This window comes from Paradesertivirga mongoliensis, assembly GCF_024436395.1.
GTDB classification, from domain to species: Bacteria; Bacteroidota; Bacteroidia; order Sphingobacteriales; family Sphingobacteriaceae; genus Paradesertivirga; species Paradesertivirga mongoliensis.
In genome coordinates this window covers 915504-938719 of record NZ_JAFMZO010000003.1, presented here as the reverse complement: position 1 = coordinate 938719, position 23216 = coordinate 915504, and the positions used below count along the sequence as shown (strand labels likewise).

Sequence of the window (23216 nt, the reverse complement as noted above, 5' to 3'; positions counted from 1 at the left end):
TTACATATTTAAGGATAGATTAATGTTTTAGGCGGACCGAAATATAAAAAGGCTTTGGTTTTACAATTGGTTTATGATTGTGAGGTGGACACTCTCTTGGCAATTGGCAATATTCTGGTATGGATAAAGCGATTACCAGCATTAATTTGTTCTCCGGAATGAATATGGTCGATTGCTAGAAACGCAGCAATCGATGTCAATCGTTTGAATATTCCCTTCAGGATAGCATTACATAGCTTCAATTAAAAGCTTTTGGTAATCCAATAAAAAAGGCCCTCTCATCCTAAGGAGTCGTTAGTTTCGTCCGTTTCTCTCTTCTTCTTTCTCCGTTTAACCAGGTTAACAAAAATTTCCTTTCTATAAACATTAACACTCCCTAGCTTGGGGCCATTGCCTTAGTTTAGCAGACTCAGTGGCCTGTCTTATCCAATAAAACTAAGCCGCTTCCTGACGTTAATGCATACACTAAAATTTAAACAATTATGTACAAAAAGATAATTTACAGTTTCTTACTTTGTCTGATCTTCTGCGGAGGTGTTCAGGTTCAGGCCCAGAATGTTGTTAATATCAGCGACGGAATAATTGTAAATCCAAAACAGGGAGGGGCGACAGTTCGCCTCCGGGTGATTTCAGATAGGATAATAAGGGTAACAGCTGATCCTGAAAAGGACTTCCGTCAATCTGCTAGTTTGAGTGTAATCGATACGCTGAAAAGAAGTGGCAAATGGTCAGCTTCGGTTTTCGGTAATGAAGCTATTGTGAAGACCGGAGCAATTAATGCGATAGTAGATTTAAGCACAGGTAGAGTCAGATTCCTGGAAAACAAAGGGAATACAATTCTTGCCGAGAAAGAAACAGGGCGTACTTTTGAACCAGACTCGTATGACGGAGATTCCTTTTATAAGCTTACGCAGGTATTCGAATCTTCGCAAAACGAGGCCTTTTACGGTCTGGGACAACATCAGGAAGGAATAATGAACTACAAGGGCAGGCAGGTGCTGCTTGCTCAGAACAACACGGAGGTGGCTGTTCCCTTCGTTCTCAGCAGCAGAAACTATGGCATTCTTTGGGACATTATTCTATAACAAAGGTCGGGGATATCAGGTCTTATCAGCCTTTGTCGGCCTTGAAGTTATATTCCAGGGAGGGAGAAAGAGGTTGGTTGACCGCTACTTATCTAAATAGAGATAATCAGGATGAAGTGTTCTTTCAGCGGCCTGAAAGCAAGATTGAATATTCATTTTTGAATGACCAGAAGAACTTCCCCGAGGGAGTAAAGCTGGACAAAAGTAAAGTAATCTGGGAGGGTAGCTTCGAGCCTGCAAAAAGCGGACTTCATCAGTTCAAACTGAAATATGGAGGGTATGTGAAAGTTTGGATAGATGAAAATTTAGTTGCCGACAGATGGAGGCAAGGTTGGAACCCTGCTACAGCAACAATTGACCAGGATCTGATCCAGGGTAAAAGGTACAAGATAAAAATTGAATGGATTCCAGACGGTACCGAATGTTATATCGCGCTTAACTTTTTAAGTCCTGTTCCCTCTAATTTGAAGAATGATTTTGCTTTTGCCTCAGAAGCAGGTGATAACATAGATTACTACTTCGTTTATGGTAAGAATGCAGATGAAGTGATCAGCGGCTATCGTAGGCTTACCGGAAAGGCGACAATGATGCCCAGTTGGGCTATGGGTTTATGGCAAAGCCGGGAACGATACAAATCCCAAGATGAGATCCTGGAAACTGTGAAGACGTTCAGGGAAAAGCAAGTTCCCTTAGATAATATTGTGCTGGACTGGTCTTATTGGAAGGAAGCAGAATGGGGAAGCCAGTCATTTGATGAGGAACGTTTCCCTGATGCCAAGGAGATGATATCTACCCTGCATGACAAGTACAATACCCGGTTTATGATATCGGTTTGGGCCAAATTTTATGAGGGAATTGAGAATTACAAGCAACTGGATAAACAGAATTAATGCTTTTTTATCCATAGTGATTTGATAATATTTTATCTTACAAATTTAGACCTATGGCTCTGTCGTGGGGTACCAATAGCTGTTAAAATAGTACCATTTTGATAAGTAGGGTTCCCGCTGCGAGCAGCACCGTTTGAACTAGCAGGTTATCTGTATTAAGATTATATCGTAAGCTATTAGATAGATGCAGGACCCGCAATTAAAGAACATTTTTTTTATGTTTAGTCTCACATTTGGTCATGCTGGGCTAAGTGAATAGTTGGGATAATCTCCTCAAATCTTCAACAAAATGATTCGAGAAGCGCCCAGTAAGGGGAGCAAATGCCTCACAGAAATGTGAGGCTTTTTTTATGTTAAATACTTTAGCGTCAGCTCAGCTGGTTAGCGCTTAGAGACTAGCACAATGCCCCAATACATCCATATGGCTCAACGATTATCGGTGCAATATGCCCTGGTAAATATTTGAGCGCGGCAAATAATGGTGAGGAGGCCGTAAGCATGCTGAATGAACATTCGTATGGATATGCTAATGCCCGAGATGGATCTAATAGAAGCCACCCGCGTTATCAGGGCTACTTCAGTACATCAGCCCCAAATCATAGCAATGACCGCCAATGCTATGCCCGAAGATCGTGAAGCTTGTCTTAACGCTGGAATAAATGAATATATCAGCAAGCCGATCAAGTTAGAGATTCATGTTGATGTTTTGAAGATTACTGCCGGAAAGATTAAAGTAAGCAGATTATAGTAGAGGCTTTCATTCTCTTGTACTAATGTCATCTGTTGTAAAGAATAAATGCACGTTTTTCTTTATTCTTTATATGCAACCCTTGTATAAATCGAATAGAGTCAATGTTTAGAATTCGTTATAATACTATCAATTATATTAGATGAAACTATATGCCCAAGTCTTCCGCTCGCCTAAAGATTTCTGAAAAGACTTTTGTAAATTATATTTTACAATACTAAACTTTCAAAAGAGAACATTGCGTCCTGCATGCTAAGTCGAATCTAATAAGCCTTTACGAATAAACTATGTGTCAGCGATTATAGTTGTGAGGGCATAATCATCATCGAAAACGTTTACATAAAAGAATGCGTGTAATTGCTTTGTCATTTGCTCATGAGTGCCTCAGCTAAGTTTATTTAGCGGTTATAATAGTTTTGCTCGGGTTATATATCCATAATTCTGTTTTTTTCTTACGTAAACGTTTACGATATTTGTATTAATGGCCCGAGCCTAGACCTTATAAACATGGTATACAATAATGCCGAGGCGGGTCAATGAGGTGAGATAATAACCTCAGTCTTGCTAAAAACTTAATTTGATAGTACATTCAATAGTTGAACATAAGATCTTAACGAGGATATTGGCCGGACAGAAATTGAACCGTCACAAAGCCTCTGCAGAGGAGACAATGCTACGAACATAACTGTTTACTTATTAATTATGAAATCCGTAAAGAACCTGCTGTTGGTTACACTCAGTTGTATCACTTTGAATGTATCAAGCCAAAATATTTCTGTTCCTCTTAAATATGATTTTGGGCCGGGTAAAACGGAGGCGGGCTTCACTCAAGTATTACCCGAGACCGAATATTCGGTTGAGCAAGGCTATGGTTTTTGGCCTGGTGCGAAGTTGGCCGGTTATGACAGAATTAAAGGCGGCGCTTTGAAAAGTGATTTCATCACCAGTGATAAACCGTTTTATTTCTCAGTAAATCTTCCTGACGGTAATTATGATGTCATTGTTACCTATGGTGATAAAGAGGGAACTTCTTCCCAAACTGTAAGGGCAGAGAGCAGACGCTTTATGCTTCAAAATATCTCCTCTGAGGCTAAAAAGGTTGATAAACGGAAGTTTACCGTGCATATGCACACTCTTGGCATTGGCGGCAGTGATAAAAAGGTGTTAATTACTCCTCGCGAAGTGAACTTTTTTCATTGGGACAACCAGTTAACTCTGGAGTTTAACGGTACCGAGCCTAAAGTCTGCGGAATAGAAATTAAGCGAAATGATGAGGCGATAACTGTGTTTCTAACCGGAAATTCCACAGTTGTAGATCAGGACAGGGAACCATGGGCCGCATGGGGGCAAATGATTCCGGTTTTTTTCAGACCCGAAAAAGTGTCTGTTGCAAATTATGCTGAATCTGGAGAGACTTTGCTTGCCTTTAAGCGTGAATTGCGTCTTGAAAAGATTTGGAGCCTTGCTAAGGCCGGCGATTACTTATTTATAGAATTCGGCCATAATGATCAGAAAGCCGGAGTTAACCATCTTGATCCTTTCACTAGCTATAAAGAAACTCTGATTGAATGGGTAAATGAAGCGCGTAAACGGGGAGTTCATCCAGTGTTAGTAAGTTCTATGGGACGGCGTAGCTTTAACCCGGAGGGAAAGCCTATTAATACTTTGGGAGACTATCCTGAAGCTGTTCGGCGTGCGGGCAAAGAAGCTAATGTTCCGGTAATCGATCTCAATATCATGAGTATGAAATTATATGAGGCATGGGGGCCAGTTAATTCAGGAAAAGGTTTTGTTGATGCTTCGCATGCAAGTGTTTATGGTGCCTGGGAGCTTGCGAAATGTATTGCCGAAGGCATTAAGCAATTTGTACCCGGATTGTCAAAGCATTTGATGCCCGAGTTTAAAAAGACTTTCAATCCGGCCAGACCAGATCCCTTCGATACTCTTTATTGGCCCTTAAGCCCACAAGCATCAGACCGAAAACCGCCGGGAAGCTAGAGACTGTGATTGAAAAAAAGATTTATTTAAAATATGAACTTAAGAACCAGTATCACAGCAATATGTATTTCACTGCTTGGGTCGGCAAGTGCTATGGCGCAGTCCTCAGCAACAAAGCAAATTCAGTATCTCTCGGGAACCGATGTTAAGAACACAAAGACCTGGGATTTTCAGGTAAGCGCCGGGCGAAAAAGTGGTTCATGGACCACGATACAGGTCCCTTCTCACTGGGAGCAGCAAGGATTTGGAAACTATAATTACGGTCGTGATAACGTCACCTTCGGGAAGAACTTCCGTTATCACGATGAGAAGGGCCTTTACAAATATCAGTTTGAGGTACCTGCACACTGGGCAGGTAAGGAGGTGAATATTGTGTTCGAGGGTTCGATGACGGATACCGAAGTGAAGATAAACGGAAAGTTGGCCGGGCCGGTGCATCAGGGCGCATTTTATCGCTTCAAATACAATATTGCCGATAAGCTAAATTATGGGAAGCAAAACCTGCTGGAAGTTACGGTGAGCAAGATGTCGGCAGATCAATCGGTGAACAATGCCGAGCGCCTGGCAGACTACTGGATCTTCGGAGGGATTTTTCGACCGGTTTATCTGGAAGCTTTGCCGATAGAAAATATTGAATGGACATCAATTGATGCGAAAGCCGATGGTTCTTTCGGCATGAATGTGCATCTGAACAAAGCCGTGGCCGGCCGTGAAGTTACTGCGCAAATCATTGATTCGAGAGGCTCGGTGGTAGCTACCGCAAGCGCAAAAACATCAGGGAGCGATTCGCTTGTTTATCTCCAGGCTACGGTTAAAAAACCATCACTTTGGACGGCAGAAACACCAAGCCTGTACAGCGTCAAGGTAGCTTTAAAGAATCAGGGCGGTACCGTGTACGAAACCTCGGATAAGTTCGGGTTCCGCACCATCGAATTAAGAAAGCAAGACGGCATCTACCTGAATGGAACCAAAATTAAGATGAAAGGGGTAAACCGGCACGTGTTCTGGCCGGAGTACGGGCGTGCCACTTATCCCGATGCCGACCTGATTGACGTGAAGTTGATGAAGGAGATGAATATGAATGCCGTACGCTGCTCGCACTATCCGCCGGATAAGAACTTCCTGCGAGTTTGCGATTCGCTGGGACTTTACGTGATCGATGAACTCGCCGGCTGGCAAAAAGCGTACAATACTAAAGCCGGCAGGCCCCTCGTAAAGGAAATGGTGAAGCGCGATGCCAATCACCCTTCCATTGTTCTTTGGAGCAATGGTAATGAGGGCGGACATAACAAGGAGCTGGTGGATGATTACGCCAAATATGATCTATCTAGGCGCACGGTAATGCATGCCCACCATAGACCGGGCAATGCTATTAACGGCATAGACGGAAATCATTATGAGGGATACTATAGTTCGGAAAAGTTAGTAGCAGATACAAACCTTTACATGCCCACAGAATTTCTTCATGCCATGCATGACGGTGGCGGAGCTGCAGGTTTGGCCGATATGTGGGAGCTGCATTGGAACTCTAAAAAAGGTGTAGGAGGTTTTATCTGGGATTTTGCCGACGAAGGCATCATTCGTACCGATTTGAATAATATGATTGACCTGAACGGCCTTAACGCCGCGGACGGTATTGTTGGTCCGCATCGCGAAAAAGAAGGCAGCTTTAACGCTATACGCGAGATTTATTCGCCGGTTAGGATAATGCTAAAAGAGTTACCGGAAAACTTCATGGGCGAGATCCCGGTGGAAAACCGTTTTCATTTCAGCAACCTGAACCAGTGTAAGTTTACATGGGAGCTGATTGATTTTAACAGCAGGGAAGACGATGAAGCTGGTCATACCGTGGTTGGAGAAGGCTCCGTGGCCGGCCCCAATGTAGCTCCGGTAGCAAAGGGCATTTTGAAGTTGCGCCTTCCGGCGAACTGGAAAATTTACGATGCTTTGGCTTTAAGGGCCTACGACCCGGATGGGAAGGAACTCTATCGCTGGGTTTGGAAAGCAAAACCGAATACTGTATTACTTGAAGGGCTGTTAAAATCCGAAGGTCCGAAAGTGGTTTCGATGACGGAGGCTGATAGCGTAATCACCCTAAAGGCGAACGGAATATCAGTTAGTTTGAGCAAGAAGACCGGTAAGCTGGTGGGCCTTGGTAACGATAATAGCTCGAAAATATCTTTCGGTAATGGTCCGCTACTGGTAAGTGGTTCAGCGGCTTTTGCAGGCATGAAGCACTTTAAAGAGGGAGATGCCCATGTGGCTGAAGCCAGCTATACCGGAGACCTTAAGTATGTAAGATGGAAGATGCATCCAACTGGCTGGCTCGAGATGTCTTATGAGTACAATCTGAACGGAAAATATCCCTTTAGCGGAATCTCTTTCAATTACCCAGAAGGCTTGGTAATGGGAGCGAAATGGTTAGGTAAGGGGCCCTTCCGGGTATGGAAGAACCGTATGCAAGGCGTTAGCTATGATGTTTATCAAAGCAGGAACAATAACACCCATACCGGCACTGCGCCCTGGGTCTATCCGGAATTCAAAGGCTATTTTTCAGATATCGTATGGATGGAACTGAGTACCATGGAAGGTAAGTTCACAATCGCTTCTCCGGATAATGACCTGTTTGTGCGCCTGTTCGATTTCTATGCAATCAACGGGAACAGTCCCCATCCCGAACTTCCAGCGGGCGACATTTCTTTTCTGGATGGTATTCCGGCAGTAGGTTCGAAAATGGGCGTAAGTCCTTCGGCTGTAAGAGAACTGGGGCCTCAGAGCGATTTGAATCAGTTAAACGGTTCCGCTAAACGCAGGCTGTATTTTTACTTTGGGTCGCCCTCTGTAAGAGAATAACATACGGCAGGTAAGTTGCACAGTTATTCTGTAATAATTATCTTCTGATCAATGTCTTTCGCCGCGCGATGTTGCATAAGAGATAAAAAAGAGAATCCTGTTTTAGAAAGGGATGAGGGTATCTGTAATAACAACAAAAATGATACAGCCGCTTCTTTCACAGGAGTTTAAAATGTGCGTATTTTGATTTAAATATCGCTTTTACAAGTTAGATCCCCGTTTTAACCAATTTAAATCATGAAAAAAAACCGACTCATCTTTTTTAGTGCCGCGTTTTGCATTTTGCTAGTGTTGCCGTTCTCCAGTTTTTCTCAAATCGGTAGAAGATTTCCGTCAGAACGAAAAGTGGTGAAGGACCCGGTTACGGGTACAATGCTTACTTTCCTTACAAGTACACCTAATGGAGATTCGAAAGCATATCCAACGCATCCGCAATGGACCTCGGATGGCAAATGGGTAGTTTTCCGCTCGGGTCGTGTAAAAGGCGAGGCAATGGCGGTTAATGAAGAAACCGGTACGATAGTACAAGTCACTGAGGGCGGCTACAGCGGAATGCTTTGTTTAGCACAGAAGTCGATGAAGCTTTATTTTATGCGCAATTCGGTTAAGGCGCCAGCGGGAACGAAAAATGTAGATATCATCGAGGTGGATCTGGCCAAGCTTTTTGCTGATAGTGAAGCCGGGAAGCTAAAAAAGGCTGAGGTCTACCAGCGCAATTGCGGAAGCCCCGACCCTAAATTTTCGGCCGGTGGAGATATGGCTCTTGACGGTGATGAAGAATGGGTGTATTTCAGAATACAAAACAGAGAAGAAGCCGCTAAATACCTGGCTCCAGGGACTAAGATCGCCTCCAATTTTGGTCCGCGGAATATGGGTGCAGGCCCAACAGGCGTAGGCCGTTACAATGTGAAAACCGGCGAAACCAGACATGTAGTTTCAGTTCCCTTCCAGGTAGGGCACATTCAAGGAAATCCATGGTAGCCCGGAGAGGTAGTATTTTGCTGGGAGACCGGTGGTAAAGCTCCACAACGCACCTGGTACGCCAAGGCAGATGGTTCGGGCCTTCGTCCTCTTTATCCTGAGGCAAGTTATGAGTGGGTAACGCACGAAGCTGTAACAGGAAAAGACGAAGTTACCATAGCTATTTTAGGACACAGAAGAATCAGCAATGCTGCTGATACCCTCAAACCTCTGGATTGGGGAAATAGCGGAACCAAAGAGAAGCCTACCGGCCTTGCAATAGTGAATCTCAGAACCCGTGAAGTGGAAATGGTAGGACAAGCTCCGGGTGATAGCTTTTGGCACGTACATGCTTCCCCGGATGGAAGATGGGCCACAGGCGATGACTTTAGCCGTTCGCTCCACCTTATTGACAGGCACACATCTGAAAGGTTGTTGCTAACTACCGGACATAAGCAAACCGCTGCTGATCACGTTCATCCGACATTTAGTCCCGATGGAAAGAAGATACAAATTCAGTCGGCTATGCTATCTGCGGATAACCGGTCGATGAATATCTGTATTGTTCCGGTGCCCGAAGCCTGGTTGAAGAGGATTCCATAATTCCATAAAAAAGCCGTTAAGTTAAATACGTTAAGAACTACAAAAAATTAGAGGGCTAGCACTTGCCCCGATCCTTGGACAAGAACAGAGGCAGAAACAACCAACTCTGTTTAAGACTTTAGTTCTTCGAGTAACTTAAAAGTTTAGTATACTAATTGTCTAACACCTCCATCTTGCTATCTGTTGGAAGCTTTAGGTTTTGATTAAAATTAGGTAATAGCGTTGTAATCGTCTGGTTATTTAGCTCTTCTGTTAAGTTTAAAAAACTCCAATTTATACCATCGTCCTTACTAATAGCTATAAGATATCCCTTTGCTACAATTTTCTTGTCAGCTCCGAACCTCATAATCACGTCTTGTGGAAGTAAACAATGAAGCTCATTGCCCGCTTTGAAAATGTCTCCCGGCTGTCCAAGACTAACAGAATCTATGGTGATACCTTGTTCAGCCACAGTCTTCATGGTGGTAGTTAACAATTTCATCATGGCATCGTTGCCACCTACCATTTTAATAAGAGACGGATGGGTGTATTTTATAACCGTAGCATAATCTTGCGCCTTAGTGGCTTTCGCGACTATAGTGGCTTGCTGCTTAATTATGTTCTTTTCTTGAGCTATAGAGACAAAAGGTGCAATCAGAAAGAGAAGAAAGTATATTGAGTGTTTCATACCTTAAATATATATAATTTATAACCGTAGCATAATCTTGCGCCTTAGTGGCTTTCGCGACTATAGTGGCTTGCTGCTTAATTATGTTCTTTTCTTGAGCTATAGAGACAAAAGGTGCAATCAGAAAGAGAAGAAAGTATATTGAGTGTTTCATACCTTAAATATATATAATCAATCAGCATTCGCACATTTTCTTTTACAAGGCTATATAAAACTCGAAACCGGTAAGCAACTCGAGCGCCATCGAGTACGTTGCGCATTCCTCGGATGCTGGTGGAGTCAGCCTAGCACGCGCATCATCTCTTGTGTCATGCGGGCGGTAACGCGTTTGTCAGATGCGTTTTGCATCAGCAGGCGCATGGAGCGACGCAACAGTTTACCTGCTTTTCCGGCCCTGCCAAATTCTGCACGGTTTTCGATCAGGCCTCTTACCCGATGGAATATCTTTGGCTGGACATTAAGTATGTGTATGTTCATGCAGATAAACGAAATTATTATCTGTTAACCATTCTGGATGTATTCTCGCTTAAAGCCGTTGATCAGATATTTCAGAAAAGAAACAGGCAGATTGATGTAATGAACGCTTTCAGAAGAATCAATAAGGAGTACGGAATAAAAGGAGTAACCATAAGAATGATAACAGCTCTCAGTTCATCGCTAGTATGGTAAGCAGTATCTCAGAACAGCAGAAGCCAATCACGAATTTAGACATATTGCCACACCGGAAGAAAACTCTTACATTGAAGCTCTCTACAGCATCGTTCAGCGGGAAGTGATTGACCGCGGTATCGTCGAAGTTATTTACCTCAATAATTTACCAAAATTTGCTCATTAGACATTACTGCTCCCAAAAGCCAGGCGGGGTTTCTAAGATCGGATACGATGTAGCAAAGAGCTGAATTTGCAGTTACTTATCCTTTCTTTCCACGAGGGGATTTTGGTGATTTCCTAACCACTTCAACCAATCATAATTATCCGGTTTGGTGGCGGTTTCTGAAGAATGTTAATCAAGGCGTAACCGGGTAGGGCAATGATTTCTATTTTTAATGAATAAATGGAAGATTCAGGCGGAAAATTCAAATTGCGACGAAACATCTTGAAGATAAGCCACCGATTGTGAATAAAAAGATTTTTAGGCCAATATACATTTGCTAAGCTGTCGATGTTTTGACATCCTATTTTCCGTATCCATGATTCCACGGGACACCAGTTACAACGTTAAGAAAAATCATAATTAGACTAAAAGGCATTCCATGCTATACCGCATAATTATTAAGATATGTGTGTTTTAATTTCTTAACCGAGAAGTCGACCAATTTTTAAACTTTTTTCACCAAGTTTTAAACCTCAATAGATCCTGACTTTCTTAACCTTGCTCAAACAATGTCATGACTCGAAGCGATGATCGTTTATTGACCGGCATTTATTAACCAATTTATAACCTTTCTGGCAAAACCAATAGTCAGAATTTTAATAAGACAAATGAGAATGTTTATATTTACCCAAGTCCGTTACCAGGAAACCTAACCACTTTCCTTTTCGATTTACCATTTCTTTAAATAGTTTTTAGCACCCAAGTGGTGTAGTATCGTTCATGTTTTATTAACTAATTTATTTATTATGATTGATTTGACTCATCAGTTCAGCGCGAAGCAACAGCGACACAAGTTTAAATTTGTAAGGCACCCAGCCTTGCTTAGTGTTCTATTTATAGTGTTTATGGCTGCGCAGGTTTTTGCGCAACAGGTTATTGTTGTAAAAGGTACAGTCCGGGCCAGCGACGGCGAAGCGTTGCCGGGAGTTACTGTTGGACTTAAGGGAACGAATAATCGAACAGTTACGGACATTAACGGGCAGTATACCCTAAGTATTAATGATCCTGCTGGTACGCTGGTGTTTACATATATCGGGTTCGCCACCAACGAAGTAAAGATTAATAACAGGACGAACATTGACGTTACGTTGGTAGAAAGCCAGTCGACCCTTAGCGAAGTGGTTGTAATCGGTTATGGTACTGTTCAACGTCGCGATCTTACCGGTTCGGTGGCTTCGGTAAGCGGAAAGGATATTGCTGAAACTCCGGTGCCTAACGTAGCGCAAGCCATGCAGGGTAAATTACCAGGTGTGAAAATTACCGCCCAAGATGGTCGGCCAGGTGCAGATATTGCGATCAGGGTCCGTGGTGGAGGTTCTATATCCCAAAGTAATCAGCCTTTAATTCTGATTGATGGGATTCCGGGGAACCTGGGTGATATATCCAGCGATCAGATTGAAAGTATCGATGTGTTGAAAGACGCATCATCAACCGCAATTTACGGAGCGAGAGGTGCAAACGGAGTTGTTCTTGTCACCACAAAATCTGCAAAAGCAGGGAAAACGACTGTGACTTACAGCGGTTATGCTAAGATCAACACACCAACAAAGTACTTGGACGCTCTAAGTCCATATGACTATTTAAAATATGTATGGGCAAATTCTGCTGCCAACGGTGTAGCTTATCAAACGCCCTTCGAAAAATACTATGGCCTGGGAGCCAATGCCGGAGCTAATACCGGTGGAATTGAAAGCTACCGGAATTTAGCCTCAGATGACATTCAAAGGCAGGTGTATAACGAGTCTGTCTCCTGGAATCATGCCTTAACATTAACCGGCGGAACAGATAAAACAAAAATACTGTTCTCGGTTAACTATACCGACGATCAGGGTATGAAGGTAAATTCCTATTATAAACGTGCTAACGCCGCGTTTAAGCTTAGCCAAAAAATAACCGAGAATTTAACTTTCGATTTAAATACGCGCTATACGCGCAATCCTACCATGGGCGATGAGGGGACAACAAGCGGAGCCGGATCGTTGTTATCTACTTCGTATCGTTTCCGGCCTATCGCAACGTCTCATGTTCTCGGTGATCTTAGTGCTCTTAGAACAGGCAATATTGAGCAGTACGGAAAAGCGGTGATGTGGGATAACTATAGTCCGGTAGCTCGTATTTCAGATTATGAGCCATATAATAAAGATCAAAATGCAGTAGCAATAGCCTCTTTAAATTGGGGCGTTATCAAAGGTCTGACCTACCACACCGATTTTAGCTTAAATACTGCATGGAATGAGCGTAAATATTGGTCGGGGGCTATCTACAATAACTATGTTGAAGATGCTACAGGTACAGTGCTTCACGCTGGTGCGGCAGACTATCGTAAATCCGATAGCTGGAACTACCGGTGGACGAATACATTGAATTATGAGTTCGATATTAATGAGTCACATAAACTGAATGTTTTAGCGGGACAGGAAATGGCCAACTCGGGCGGAACCAACCTTTCTGTTCAAGCCAACCGGTTTCCGGCGAATTTTGATAAAGAGACGGCTTTTGCTCAGATCAATCAATATGACGCTGCCGTCGGTTCTGCTTTATTTTCCTCAAATGTTAGCTTTCCCAGCCGTATGCTGTCGTATTTTGGCCGGGCAAACTACTCTTTGTTGGATCGCTACTTGTTGACATTGACGTTTAGAGCGGACGGTTCTTCTAACTTCGGTCCGAGTAATAAATGGGGCTTCTTTCCTGCTGCTGCCTTCGCATGGAGAGTATCGGATGAGGCTTTTATGAGCAATATCGACTGGCTCGACAACTTGAAACTTCGGGTGTCTTACGGTGAAGCGGGTAATGATAGAATTGATGCTAGTCTGTTTGTTCAGAACTGGGGCTCTGTAACAGATCAGAGAAATCAGTATGCAATTGACAATGTACGCCAGGGAGCCTATCAGGTTAAAGATGTTCAGGCAAACCCTGATTTAAAATGGGAAACTACTATTACACGAAATGTCGGAACAGACTTTGGTTTGTTTGGAAACAAATTGTCGGGTACTATCGATCTATACTGGAATTCTACCAAGGATTTGCTCACCCAAGTTCCAATTCCTGCTATCACCAGCTACCGTTTTTCTACTAAGAATGTCGGTCAAACAAGTAACAAAGGGATTGAGCTTGCTCTCAACGGCACTATTCTTAGAAACGACACCTGGAGAATCAGTGCCGGCGGAAATATTAACTTTAATAAAAGCAATATCGATGAACTGGCGCCTGGTATAACCGGACTGTATGGGACAAACTGGAACAGTGCGGGTACTTATCCCGTTTCTGATTATATTCTGATTGAGGGCCAACCTGTCGGGCTGGTTCGGGGATTAACTTATGAGGGATTCTATACGCCTGCCGATTTTACTTATAATAATGGCTTGTATACGTTAAAACCGGGGGTAGCCGACCTGGGCAATTTTATGGGTACAGTGCACGGACTTAGTACCGCCAACCGCCCGGCGGGCCAAACAGCTTATCCGGGACTTCCGAAGTTCAGAGATTTTGACAATAGCGGTAAAATTGATGACAACGATTTGTCGGTGATTGGCGAAATGTATCCGCTTCATACGGGCGGCCTAAACTTTGATCTCGGTTATAAAAACTTCGATCTCGGCCTTAACTTTAATTGGAGCTATGGTAATGATGTTTATAATGTAACCAAGTTAGTGAATTTGTATGGGCCGAAAGAATCAGGGGTTTATGAGAATAAACTGGCATTTATGAACGGCGCTTACAAAATTTACGATGTTGTGGATGGTCAGCTTAAACGTTTGAGTACGCCTGAGGAGTTGAATGCTGCTAATGTGAACGCAACGCTACCCTTGTCTTACAGTGAAGGCGGGCCTACCTCAAGCCTGGGAATTGAAGACGGATCATTTTTACGCTTAAATACACTCACGTTAGGATACAGGGTTCCAAAGTCACTATTGGCAAAAGCGGGAGTAGGCAATCTTTATTTATACGGAAGTGTTTATAATTTACTTACCATCACCGGATATAGTGGACTAGATCCGGAAGTTAGTGCTAACGACAATTTTAATAGTCAACAATTTCCTACAGTCGGCCTGGATTACGGTTCATATCCTCGTGCGAGATCGTTTGTTTTTGGCCTGAACGTTAATTTTTAAGTATTAAAAGAAGAAATCATGAAGAGTTTAAAATATATACTATTGATCGCAGTCAGTATATCTTTCACCCAGTGTAAAAAAGATTTTCTTGAGGCAAGATCCCCCTCTAGTGTAGACGACGAGTTCGTGTCTACAACACCTGCCGAAACGTTTAAAATACTTTCCTGGGGCTACGCAAATTACCGCCAGACTGGAGTTATGGGGATTTATCGCTGGAATGATCCGATAGGTTCTGACGCGGAGACTTATCCAGAGGATAATTCAAGTAATAATTTAAACGCCATACTTCGCCCGGATCTGATTCCAATTGACGCGGTGGCCGGCGGATTTAACGGACTCTACGCCACCATTGGGCGGGCTGCTAAAGTTGCCAGCTTAATTTCAGAAAAGGCAGCCTTTAAAGAAGATGTGGCTGCGGGAAGGATATCAGCCTGGACACAACTATACGGAGAGGCCCTGACGATGAGAGCGTTTTGTTATTTTGAGTTGATAAGGCATTTTGGAGATGTGCCCTATGGTTACGAAAACACACTTGTAGACGACTATTCGCTAACCTCACGTTTTGTGATTTATGACAACTTGATAGAGGATCTAAAAAAGGCGGAGCCCTTGATGTATAAGATAGGCGAGGGCGGCATTAATGCCGAACGTTTTTCAAGGACGTATTGTAATGCATTGATCGGTCAGTTGGCGCTTAATGCCGGCGGATATCAGACTATAAGAACTGACGTGCCGGATCTTTATGGAAATGTGACGTTCACCAGAAAAGGTAATGAAGCAAATAAATGTGTATACGCGCGCCGTTCAGACTATCTTACTTATTACGAGATAGCGAAAACCTACTTACAGAAAGCTATTGATAATAAAGGGTCCGCCATGTTGATTACTTCAGACGGCAGAGCATATGCCAACAATCCATTTCAAAGACATTTCCAGTATTTTGCCGACTTACAGGTAAGTCCGGAATCTATTTTTGAGCTCGGAAATATACAGGGTGGACAAACATTAACTACAAGCGAATATCCCTACGCCTTTGGCAGGCCGTCTGATGGTGGAGGTAGTAACGCCGCCCCTACGAAGGTTTTTGGTGCTCTGCGTATCATTCCGACTGTTTATTATGGAGATTATTCAGCTGATGACAAACGGAGAGATGTCAGCGTTGCAGTTACAGGAAGTAAAGGAGACGGGAATGAGATGATGCTTTCTTTTGTGCCGGGTAATAAGAACACCGGAGGAATAGCGACAAACAAATGGGACGATAATCGTATGAACCCACCTTACGTTGCTTCTCAACGGAATTCTGGCATTAACTGGCCGATGCTAAGGATGGCCGATGTTATCCTGATGCTTGCTGAAGTGAAAGCGGAGCTGGGTGACAATGATGCCGTTGCTTTGGTAAATCAAATCCGCCAGAGAGCATTTGGCAATTCTGCTAACAATATTGGTGCTTTAGCCGGCCAGGCATTAAAAGATGCGGTTATGCGGGAGCGTAAGCTGGAGCTTTTGGGTGAGGGAACGCGTCGTTGGGACCTGATACGTTCTGGTACGTTCTCTGAAAGAGCTGTTGCTATTCAAGAGGAAATGGCCACAATGATCAATAATATCCAAAGCCAGGGGTATCACCGCTTTGCTAACGGCAATGAAATACCTGCTTATATCTGGACTAAAATGGTTAATTTACCTAATCCCTTAACTTATGATGCAGATATAACTAACCCGGCGCTGTACCCTGGATGGAGAGGTCAATATGATTACACTAAAATTCCGTCTGTAGCCAGTAAGGTAGTGGGAACTAATCATAATGTTGCAATACAGGGCTTATTCCGGTTTATACCTGAAACCAGTGCGGAAGCCACATTACTGAAGAGTCAGGGATATGTGAAGACCAATTGGGGGAATAATATTGTTACTTACAAAGCGGCATATGAAAGGAACACGCTTTCCGGTATAAGCTCGGCTGGCGATCCGCCAAGATATTACTGGCCTATCCCTTCCGAAACAGTCAGACAATCAAAAGGAAACATAACAAATGGCTACGGATTAGCGCAGCCCTAATAATCCTAAACCAATTTTGACGTATCTGTCATTTACCAAAAAGGGGTGCATAACTGCACCTCTTTTTGTAAAGAAGAGCGCTTGTATGGAGTTCAGGAGGAGATACAAGTGCAAGACTGACCTTCAAATACAATTTAAGTTTTGGTAATTGGACACAATGCCGTGCGACCGATATGCAAGCCGCATTACAAAGGTCCTATTCAACGGATATTCGGTGTCTGCGTCGTATCAAAATGGCTGCTAAACGGGCTAGTTTTTCTAAATCTCCTATGAAGTGGTTCGAGAATCACCCATTAAGGAATGCCCTTCACGATCTTGTGAAGGCTTTTTTTGCCGTTTTTAAAATCGTAAATTATGTAGTTAGAAGTTGGGTTTTGGTTCAAGCCCATTATCTGCGCCCATGGTGTAACTTTGATAGTTGTTACCCTTCTCGTCTAATTCCGAATTCGGGCAACATCTTCAGATAACATTAATAAATAGCTAATACAGTGGAATAATTAACTCCTATATTTTCCGAAGTTGGCACTTCCTGGTTTAAAAATTCATCCTTTAGAATTGGACTATGCCAAAATTTGTTTGCACCTTCTGTGTCGTATGTTACCTCTTATCAGCTATTGATGTATTCGCACAGGATATATATGCCGGAAAGTATAAAGCCGTTTTTACAACTGCACCTAAAGTGGTCCCGTCGACAAAAACTACCGATGCCCCGCTTGCCGGCAACGGCGATATCGGCCTGACGCTTGGCGGTGCTCCAGACCGGCTGCGATTCTACATCGGAAAAAATGATTTCTGGAGAGCTTACCCGGTATATCCAGGTGGGGGTATTGCTTTTCCGGGGGCTTTAAACGTAGATATTGATGCACTGAAGAATGCAAATTACTATGCAGAACAGGTATTCGACCGGGCTTTTATATCGGGCAAGTTTAAAAAAGGGGAGCTTGCGGTTTCGGTGGAGGCCTGGGTTTCAGCCACATCCAACCAGATAATCTTAGAGTTTACATCCAATGAAGCTTGCGAGGTAAAACTGAACCTTTGGCCAGCCGAGGGGAATACAGCTGTCACCAGTTCCGGAGAAGACAATGGGGTTTACTGGGTAGCAAGATCATTCGAAAATACGCCTTTATTAGAGTGGCCTTCACATATTGCCTTAGCCATGAAAGTCATCGGATCAGACTTATCGGCTAACCAGGGTCTCGTTCTTCCGGCAGATAAAAAGGTTGTCATCGCCATCACGGCTTATACTAACCACGATCGTAAGGACTGGAAAGAGGCTGCCATAAAAGAAAGCGGGAGTTTAACTATCCCGGCGATCGAGAGTTTGCGTGTCAGGCATGAAGCTCACTGGAAAAGTCTCTGGAGTAAATCAGAGGTGCGGATTTCAGATTCCTTTCTTGAAAAATATTATTACGCTTCGCAATACCTTTTTCTTAGCAGTTCCGCTAAAAATAAGTTTGCTCCAGGTATCTGGGGGCCTTTTATAACCCAGGATTCTTCATCCTGGGGCGGTGATTATCATTTAAACTATAATTACCAGGCGCCGTACTGGGCGGCCTATTCATCTAACTACATCGACCAGGTAGATAACTTCGATCAGCCTCTTCTGGATTATATGGAAAAAGGTAAGGAGCACGCACAAACTCTTCTTAATATTCGTGGAATCTATTATCCTGTAGGGATTGGCCCGAGAGGACTGGTTACCACGCGCTGGCCACTTACACCCGAAGAAATGCAGCGACGCTACGCCACCCCAGAGAATACTATTGATGGGGGATATAAATTTCTTGGTCAGAAAATCAACGCCGTGTTTAGCGTGGGCAATATGATGATGAGGTTCTATAGCACCTATGATGTGGAGTATGCGAAACGGGTTTATCCTTATGTTTTAGAATGCGCCAATTTTTGGGAGGATTACCTGAAATTTGAGAATGGCCGCTACGTGATTTATATGGATCATTTTAACGAAGTGATGCCCAATCTCAAAAATAACGGGCAATGGCGTAACCGTTTGGGTGATTTTAATTCGACACTTTCGCTGGGTTTGGTGAAAATGCTGTTTAAAGGAATATTGGACCTCAGCACCTTTCTTAAAGTCGACGATAACCGCCAGCAGAAATGGCGGCATATCATCAGTCATTTAAGTAAATTCCCGATAGGCGAGGCAGATGGGCGACTGACACTTAAAAGTGTGGAACGAAACGCTTCCTCAGAAAATCCCCGGGCCACAGGACTGGCGAGGGTTTCAATTCATGGACTTATTTTACCTGCAGGTGTGGTTGGCACAAAAACCGACCCCGGGCTTAATAAGATTCTACTTAGCGATATAGCCAACTGGAAAAATAAGGCTATCAACCCCGGTTCCTGGGGAAATACTCTCGGCAATGGCATTGAAACTTCATTCCCCGGAGCCGTACGAGTCGGCTATAACTCTGAGGAGATACTGCGATATCTGAAAGAAAGGATCGCGGCGAAATCTTACCCTAATCTTTACATTACTCAAGATGGCGGCGGCATCGAAACTCTGGCCGCTGTTCCGCTTACGATAAATGAGATGTTGATGCAGAGCTATGAAGGCATAATCAGAATATTCCCCAACTGGAATAAGAAGAAGGATGCAAGCTTTAAACAACTCCGGGCCTATGGAGCATTTTTAGTAAGCAGTAATGTGAAAAATGGTAAAATTGAATATATCAGAATATTGAGCGAGAAAGGTCGAAAATGTAATGTAGAGAACCCCTGGCCCGGCCGCCGGGTACAATTACTGCGCAATGGCGGGAAGGCGGAAATGCTTGAAGGTGAGCAACTAAGTTTTGACACAGTGGAAAATGAGCTAATCGAGATTCTGTAAGCATATTGTCTGCCAAAATAGTTGAATGGATAGATAAGGTAATAGAATAAAACCTGCCAGATTTCTGTTTACTTGCGTATGTAAACGAAACTATAACCAATATGAAATCAAAGACGTTATTGACGTTACTCCTTAAGGTGTGATGTGCGCTTTGATTAAACTTAACCCTTTTATTATTATACAGAGTTTTATGAGACAATTAAGAATACTGTTTCTCAGCTTTTTTTTCTTAAGCCTTAACGTTTTTGTAAAAGCCCAGGGAGTAGTATGGTCTGAGGTGCAACCCGGAATCTGGAAGGCTGTAGTAGGAAAGCCAGACAGTTATAATCTATTGAACGCTGCCGGAGCGGTCCCGAATAACGAAGCGCTTGCTAAACTGGGAGGGGCAGCTTTTCCCTTAAGTGAAAAAGATATTGAGTTTAAGGTGATCAACGGAAAAACCTTTCTGCGTTTTCCTTTACAGAAAGGCGAACAGTTGTTCGGTTTTGGACTGAATTTTCAGACAGTCCATCAGCGGGGTAAAATCCTCGAACTTCACGTAGATCATTACGGAGGTAAAGATAATGGGCGCACACATGCCCCAACACCGTTTTATGTGTCGTCTAACGGATACGGGGTATTCATAAATTCCGCCCGATATATTAAAGTTTGGGCAGGTTCGGGAGTGCGGAAGGATAGTCCGAATTTCCCCGAGCCGAAAGATCGCAATACAGACAAAACATGGGCGTCGCGACCATATTCTGATGCGGTAGAAATGCTCGTTCCGGCCGATGGGGTTGAAGTATATGTCTTCGGGGGCCCCAAACCGCTCGACGCCGTGAAGCGATATAACTTACTGAATGGCGGCGGATATCTTCCGCCACGCTGGGGGCTTGGGTTCACGCAGCGTGTAAAAACCAAGTTCACAGCACAAGAGGTAGAGGACGAGGTGAAGGCCTTTGCCGAAAAAGGTTACCCGCTTGATTTCGTTGGATTAGAGCCCGGCTGGCAGAGCAAAGCTTATCCCGGAACATTTTCCTGGGATAAAGGCCGTTTTCCGGAGCCAGCTGCTTTTGTGAAAAACATGCTAAATCGTGGTGTCCGGCTAAACTTGTGGATAAATCCCTATGTATCTCCCGATGCTCCTTTTTACAAAGCGATTCGCCCTTTAACCAGTTCACATACAGTGTGGCTTGGCGCTGTTCCCGATTTTACAATGCCAGAGGCCAGGAACTTATTCTTTGGCCAGTTGCAGAAGGATCAGGTAGACATTGGCGTAAGCGGCTATAAAATTGACGAGGTAGATGGGTACGATCATTATCTGTGGCCCGATGTTGCCACTTTCCCTTCCGGGATCAGTGCAGAGCAGATGCGGCAGACGTATGGCCTTTTGGCTATGCGCTATAGCGCAGAAATGTTTAAAAAGCGAAATCAGCGCACTTTTGGATTGGTGAGGGCATCGAACGGTGGAGGGACATCATTCCCATATGTGATTTACAACGATTACTATAACCACGAAGATTTTATTACTGCCCTGATCAACAGCGGCTTTGCCGGCGTGTTATGGACGCCTGAAGTGCGTGCATCCAAAACAGGCGAAGAGTGGCTGCGAAGGTTCCAGTCGAATGTTTTTTCTCCAATGGCGATGATCAACGCCTGGTCGAGCGGTACCAAACCATGGACCTATCCGGAAGTTGAAAAGCAGGTTAAAGAGTTTGCATTGTTGCGGATGAGGATGATGCCCTACTGGTATACAGAATTTGCCAAGTATCATTTTGAGGGAATTCCACCCTTCCGGGCGATGAATCTCGAAGAAGGATTTAATCAGGAAGTGAAAACAGAAGTGCTTACCAATGTTAACCTTGAGGAAAACCCTTATGCCGAGGCGGCTTCTAAAGAAATCAAAGATCAGTATATGGCGGGCGAATACTTGTTAGTTGCGCCAATGTTTACAGGGCAAACATCACGTAAGGTAGTGCTTCCTAAAGGTAAATGGTATGACTTCTACACTGGCGAATTCGCGGGAGAAGGACAGGTAATTACCGTAACTCCGGGACTGGATAAAATTCCGGTGTACGTAAAAAATGGTGGAATTATACCGATGATGCCGGCGATGCTTCATGCTCCTAAAAAAGGGGAGAAGGTAGATATAGAGATACGTCATTACGGTGAAAAAAGTGGAGCCTATAAGCTGTACGATGACGACGGCGAAACCTTCAATTTCGAGAAGGGAGAATTTACCTGGCGGGATATCAGGGTAGTGCAGCAGAAAAATGGCCAGATGAAAGGCTCGGTTTCTGCGGCAGCAAAAGGTAAGCCGAACACGATAGGCAAGGTTAGTTTCACTTTTATGACTAAATAATGAAGCGGCTCATCTGCATACTTCTTTTCGTCGCTTTTCTTTTGCCGGTTGCGGGTGGCGAAAAGCTGCTTACGAAAAAATATAAGAAGCAAACAGAGCGAGTTCTGCGTAGTCACATTCTGGAGGAAGCAACCTGGGCTCTGACGCAAATGCCGTTGACAGTAACCGCTCAAAGCTCTTTGCGCAGTGCTGGTACAAAACACGATTTTTTCTCTGAAGGAGATTATTGGTGGCCCGATCCCAAGAATCCCCCGGGCCCCTACATCCAGAGAGATGGTATGACGAATCCGGAAAACTTTGTGGCTCATCGTCTTGCCATGATACGGTTTAGTAAAATTATTGGCGCTTTAGCATCTGCATACAAAATTACTGGCGACGAAAAATATGTGAAGCATGCACTTGTACATTTAAAAGCGTGGTTTGTAGATGCAGAAACGCTTATGAGTCCGCACCTTTTGTACGCTCAGGCTATCCAGGGTAGGTTTACCGGGCGGGGAATTGGCATTATTGATACCATCCATCTGATAGAAGTGGCGCAAGGGCTTATGGTGATGGAGAAGTCGAAAGCTATGGACAAGGTTTCCTTGCGCGGCATAAAAAAATGGTTCAGCGACTATCTCACCTGGCTTACAACTCACCAGTATGGTAAAGACGAAATGAATGCTGAAAACAACCATGGCACTTGCTGGGTGATGCAGGTGGCCTCGTTTGCGAAGCTTACTCAGAATCAGGAATTATTAAACCTTTGTCGCGATCGCTATAAAACCGTGCTCCTGCCCAATCAGATGGCCGTTGATGGAAGTTTCCCCCGCGAAATCAGAAGAACCAAGCCATATGGTTATTCTCTGTTTAACCTGGATGCCATGACCATGGTCTGCCTGATCCTCTCGGATAAGCAAAACGATTTATGGTCGTTTCAATTAGCAGATGGCCGTTCGATAAAAAAAGGCCTGGACTTTCTTTATCCTTTTGTTGCCGATAAGTCGAAATGGCCTTTTGCTAAAGATGTGATGTACTGGGAGAACTGGCCAGTAGCGCATCCATTTCTGGTTTTTGGCGCTGCCCGGTATAAAAATGAAGATTGGTTTGAAACCTGGGAGACATTGGAGCACAACCCGCAAGTAGAGGAAGTGATCAGAAACCTGCCGGTGAGAAATCCCCTTATATGGTTCAATTAAATAG

General features: G+C 43.8%; 14 protein-coding genes. 12 read left to right on the top strand and 2 right to left on the bottom strand.

Going from position 1 to position 23216, the window contains the following annotated elements:
- The first annotated feature begins 482 nt into the window (after positions 1-482).
- From J3P43_RS15130 to J3P43_RS15100, 7 genes are all read left to right on the top strand, one after another.
- Entirely contained in the window at positions 483-1085 is a 603-nt protein-coding gene (locus tag J3P43_RS15130) for an alpha-glucosidase domain-containing protein (RefSeq protein ID WP_255903897.1), read from the top strand.
- A 41-nt stretch (positions 1086-1126) separates the two neighbouring features.
- Positions 1127-1975 (top strand): TIM-barrel domain-containing protein, encoded by an 849-nt coding sequence (locus tag J3P43_RS15125; protein ID WP_255903895.1) that lies wholly within the window; start codon positions 1127-1129, stop codon positions 1973-1975.
- A gap of 517 nt (positions 1976-2492) precedes the next feature.
- Positions 2493-2723, top strand: coding sequence for a response regulator (locus J3P43_RS15120; RefSeq protein WP_255903893.1), 231 nt, complete (start codon positions 2493-2495; stop codon positions 2721-2723).
- 702 nt (positions 2724-3425) lie between these two features.
- A complete protein-coding gene (locus J3P43_RS15115) occupies positions 3426-4721 on the top strand; it encodes a rhamnogalacturonan acetylesterase (RefSeq protein WP_255903891.1) in 1296 nt (431 codons plus the stop codon).
- A 33-nt stretch (positions 4722-4754) separates the two neighbouring features.
- Positions 4755-7574, top strand: a complete 2820-nt coding sequence (locus J3P43_RS15110) for a glycoside hydrolase family 2 protein (RefSeq protein WP_255903889.1) — start codon at positions 4755-4757, stop codon at positions 7572-7574.
- A 237-nt stretch (positions 7575-7811) separates the two neighbouring features.
- A complete protein-coding gene (locus J3P43_RS15105) occupies positions 7812-8555 on the top strand; it encodes a TolB-like translocation protein (RefSeq protein ID WP_255903887.1) in 744 nt (247 codons plus the stop codon).
- Positions 8556-8816: 261 nt separating this feature from the next.
- Complete coding sequence (locus tag J3P43_RS15100) at positions 8817-9137, top strand: TolB-like translocation protein (protein WP_255903885.1); 321 nt, start codon at positions 8817-8819, stop codon at positions 9135-9137.
- 151 nt (positions 9138-9288) lie between these two features.
- On the opposite strand, the gene J3P43_RS15095 is transcribed toward J3P43_RS15100, so the two are convergent.
- Both J3P43_RS15095 and J3P43_RS15090 read right to left on the bottom strand, forming a co-directional pair.
- The gene (locus tag J3P43_RS15095; protein ID WP_255903883.1) at positions 9289-9804 is read right to left on the bottom strand and encodes a hypothetical protein; all 516 of its coding nucleotides are present in this window, start codon (positions 9802-9804) and stop codon (positions 9289-9291) included.
- A 279-nt stretch (positions 9805-10083) separates the two neighbouring features.
- Positions 10084-10281 (bottom strand): hypothetical protein, encoded by a 198-nt coding sequence (locus J3P43_RS15090; RefSeq protein WP_255903881.1) that lies wholly within the window; start codon positions 10279-10281, stop codon positions 10084-10086.
- A gap of 1143 nt (positions 10282-11424) precedes the next feature.
- On the opposite strand from J3P43_RS15090, the gene J3P43_RS15085 reads away from it, so the two are divergent.
- The 5 genes from J3P43_RS15085 to J3P43_RS15065 all read left to right on the top strand — a co-directional run bounded on the left by J3P43_RS15085 (position 11425) and on the right by J3P43_RS15065 (position 23212).
- Entirely contained in the window at positions 11425-14790 is a 3366-nt protein-coding gene (locus J3P43_RS15085) for a SusC/RagA family TonB-linked outer membrane protein (protein WP_255903879.1), read from the top strand.
- Positions 14791-14808: 18 nt separating this feature from the next.
- Positions 14809-16845 carry a RagB/SusD family nutrient uptake outer membrane protein gene (locus tag J3P43_RS15080; protein ID WP_255903877.1) on the top strand — a complete coding sequence of 679 codons (2037 nt, stop codon included), beginning with the start codon at positions 14809-14811 and terminating at the stop codon, positions 16843-16845.
- 562 nt (positions 16846-17407) lie between these two features.
- Positions 17408-19693, top strand: a complete 2286-nt coding sequence (locus J3P43_RS15075) for a glycosyl hydrolase family 95 catalytic domain-containing protein (protein WP_255903875.1) — start codon at positions 17408-17410, stop codon at positions 19691-19693.
- A gap of 190 nt (positions 19694-19883) precedes the next feature.
- Positions 19884-22034: a glycoside hydrolase family 31 protein gene (locus J3P43_RS15070; RefSeq protein ID WP_255903873.1), complete on the top strand. Its 2151-nt coding sequence runs from the start codon at positions 19884-19886 to the stop codon at positions 22032-22034.
- Positions 22034-23212, top strand: coding sequence for an alginate lyase family protein (locus J3P43_RS15065; protein ID WP_255903871.1), 1179 nt, complete (start codon positions 22034-22036; stop codon positions 23210-23212). Before J3P43_RS15070 ends, J3P43_RS15065 begins: the two co-directional genes overlap by 1 nt.
- Positions 23213-23216: the final 4 nt, after the last annotated feature.